Annotated in this window: 3 protein-coding genes; 1 reads left to right on the top strand and 2 read right to left on the bottom strand. The window is 62.5% G+C overall.

The annotated features are described in order from the left end of the window. Positions 1 to 23 precede the first annotated feature (23 nt). Positions 24 to 806 carry a transposase gene (locus ACIQ67_RS20575; RefSeq protein WP_397536235.1) on the bottom strand — a complete coding sequence of 261 codons (783 nt, stop codon included), beginning with the start codon at positions 804 to 806 and terminating at the stop codon, positions 24 to 26. A 140-nt stretch (positions 807 to 946) separates the two neighbouring features. Between ACIQ67_RS20575 and ACIQ67_RS20570 the strand changes: the two genes are divergently transcribed. Continuing rightward, entirely contained in the window at positions 947 to 1,264 is a 318-nt protein-coding gene (locus tag ACIQ67_RS20570) for a helix-turn-helix domain-containing protein (RefSeq protein ID WP_397536234.1), read from the top strand. Positions 1,265 to 2,048: 784 nt separating this feature from the next. On the opposite strand, the gene ACIQ67_RS20565 is transcribed toward ACIQ67_RS20570, so the two are convergent. Then, the coding region (locus tag ACIQ67_RS20565) for a FecR family protein (protein ID WP_397536233.1) at positions 2,049 to 2,641 on the bottom strand (593 nt) is incomplete at its 5' end.

Genomic DNA, 2,641 nt, shown 5'->3' with positions numbered 1-2,641 from the left:
GAAGGCGGAGTGCAAGTTCGAGTTCATGGTGAGCGCCCGTCCAACGAACCTCGGCGCCCACGAACCCTTCCGCTTTGCCGCGCCATCGGGAAGTCAGTACAACGCAATGGCCGCTCGAAGTCAGAGAGATCGCGATCCCTTAGGCGGCGCTCATGGCGGGCCAGCGTATCGGCTACGAACGAAGTGGCCGCAGCCAGATCGGGGAACCTCCCATGCCGGCGAACGGCTCGCTGCAAGCTGCGCCCGAGCAGCTCCAGATGCTCATCACCTGTACGCACCAAGGCACGGTAGTGAGTGCCCAGCGCATAGAACGGCCGAAACAACTCCAACGCCTCGTGGAAATCCGTCGCCAACACGGCCGCCCTACACGCGCCCTCCTGCGCGAGGAGGCGTTCCAAAGCGACGCGTGCAGCACGAACGCTCGCGGCTCCACGGACTACACGACGAGCTTCAGCGCGGAGCACATCAGCGTTGGAGGCAGCTGGCACGTAGCCACAGCCAAGGATCCGAGTAAACGGAGGCAGCACCTTGACCGACCCGCACAGCTTGGGAGCATCTAGATCCAACGCACACACTAGCGAGATCTTGTCGACGCCCCGGGAGTCGAAGTCCTCCTTGACGCCACGCCAGAACGTTGCACTGACAGCATGCCTAGGCCAGGCACCTAACACTTCCCAATCGCCGTCCGCCAGCATGCCCATCGCCCAAGCGACCGTTGACTCGCAGGAAGTTCCATAGGCCACCTGGACTTCGACAGACAGCTCTTCGATATGCACCCCGACGTAGTGCCAGCAAAGCGGCCTCAACTGCCAAGAGCCCGTCGCGGCAAAGGAGTTCGTCAACTGATGCCTCCGCGCATTTAGTCACGCCCACTGGAATACTACCAATTCGGTAGTATTTTGAGAAGTACTAAACGTAACGATGCTCGCTTTTCAGCGAGCTGCGCATGTCGGTAATAGGGAGGCGGTTGAAGGAAGCGCGATTGCGCGCAGGCCTGTCTCAGGAGGGGCTTGGCTTGGAGGCTGGACTTGAACCGGAGTCAGCAAGCACGCGAATGAATCGTTACGAGACCGGCACCCGTGTTCCGGATCTCGAACTGATGGAACGCATAGGTTCCGTGCTCGGCGTGCCGGCCGCCTACTTCTACGCCTCGGACGATCAAGTCGCGGAGCTACTGATTGCGTTCAATGCCCTGTCACCAAAAGTTCGAGCCAAGGCGCTGGACATGGTGAAGACCGCGAACCAACGTGGAAAAACGCTCTGAGATGTGGTTAGGCATTCATTCAGGTTTCTCGACCGCCCTTGTGCAGGGCACTGCATAGAGGCCGATCCGACATTCGCCGGGACATCCCCCTTGCAGTAGGCGACACCCAGACAGCCCGGTACACCGCGAACCGCGGGCCTGTCGGCCCCTCAGGCCAGAGTTCCCACACGTGCGAGGAATCGCACCTTGGCTTCGGCAGACGCGACGCCCGACTACAGAGCGGTGGGCTGCGAGCCGCTCAAGTTCCTGCCCTCACGGCGAGCCAGCTCCGCCTAAACCCATTCAGCCTTGTCGGAGCTCAAGTCCCATCGATGCTGTTCTTGCGTGATGCCCCTGCGCAACCGGTCGCACAGTTGGGCCTTCGTCCACGAGGGGTTCTGGGCGGCGAACTGAACCACCGTCTTTTGGAACTGCTCCACCAAGCCGACACAGCCCCGATTGCGCACCGCCACTTCTTCTGGCTAGGGGCCCACGATGTAGCGCCCATGGATGAGGCGCGCTAGAAATTTGGGCAGCGCACCATGTCACCAGCAAGCAGTAGATGCCTTATTTGCTATAGCCAGACAGACAAGAAGCGTCCCCACCCGTGGTGAGAGGGCGTCAAGCCAACTGCAGCGATAGCACATACAGCATATGGCCTGGCGTCTGATCGAGATCGAGGCATGGATAGACCATCGGCCCTCGACACATTGACTCTGATGGACGCCGGGCACCGACGTTCGGCGAGATGCGTCATGCCCCGGCAGACGTACTTGCGCCCGACCGTCGCAGCCGTGCCGTCTGGCTACTTGACCGTCAGCTCCCAAGCCTGGGAGCGCTTGTGCACGGCCAATCCGTGCAACGCGGCCACGGCCTGAACAAAACCCACGCTATCCCCCGTCTTGAACACCCCACTCACTCGTAGATCTCCCACGCGAGGGTCCACCGTGATCGGTGTTGAGCTGTAGCGGCTCATCTCCGCCAGCGCCTCCCGAAGCGGCACGTTGTCGAAGATCGCCTCCCCACGCTGCCAGGCCAGCACCTGGTCCAGGCGAGGCCGATCGCGCTCGGGTGCGGCAGCGGAGGTGCCCGAGGCGGTTCTGCCCTCCTGGCCGCGGCCGACGCGGACTCTGTCTCCAGCGGCCATCACGATCGGCTGGTTGGAGGCTTTGCTGTCACTGCCCTGCACGACAACCTGCCCTTCGACCAGAGTCACGTCGAGGGCTTCGCGCCCGCCAGCATGTGAAGGCATCAGCCGCACGAGGAAGGCAGTCCCCGTGGCGGTCACCTCCGTCCCGGCGGCACTGACGACAAAGGGCCGGCTTGCGTCCTTGGCGACCTCGAAGAAGGCTTCCCCACCCTCCACGCTCACGCGACGCTGCGCCGGGCTGAGCTCCA

The organism is Roseateles sp. (assembly GCF_044373315.1).
Classification (GTDB): Bacteria; Pseudomonadota; Gammaproteobacteria; order Burkholderiales; family Burkholderiaceae_C; genus JACDQM01.
This window is presented reverse-complemented; position numbering and strand designations above follow the sequence as displayed.

Coding starts and splice junctions, on each gene's coding strand:
- ACIQ67_RS20570 (WP_397536234.1), top strand. CDS start 947: ATGTCGGTAATAGGGAGGCGGTTGAAGGAAGCGCGATTGCGCGCAGGC.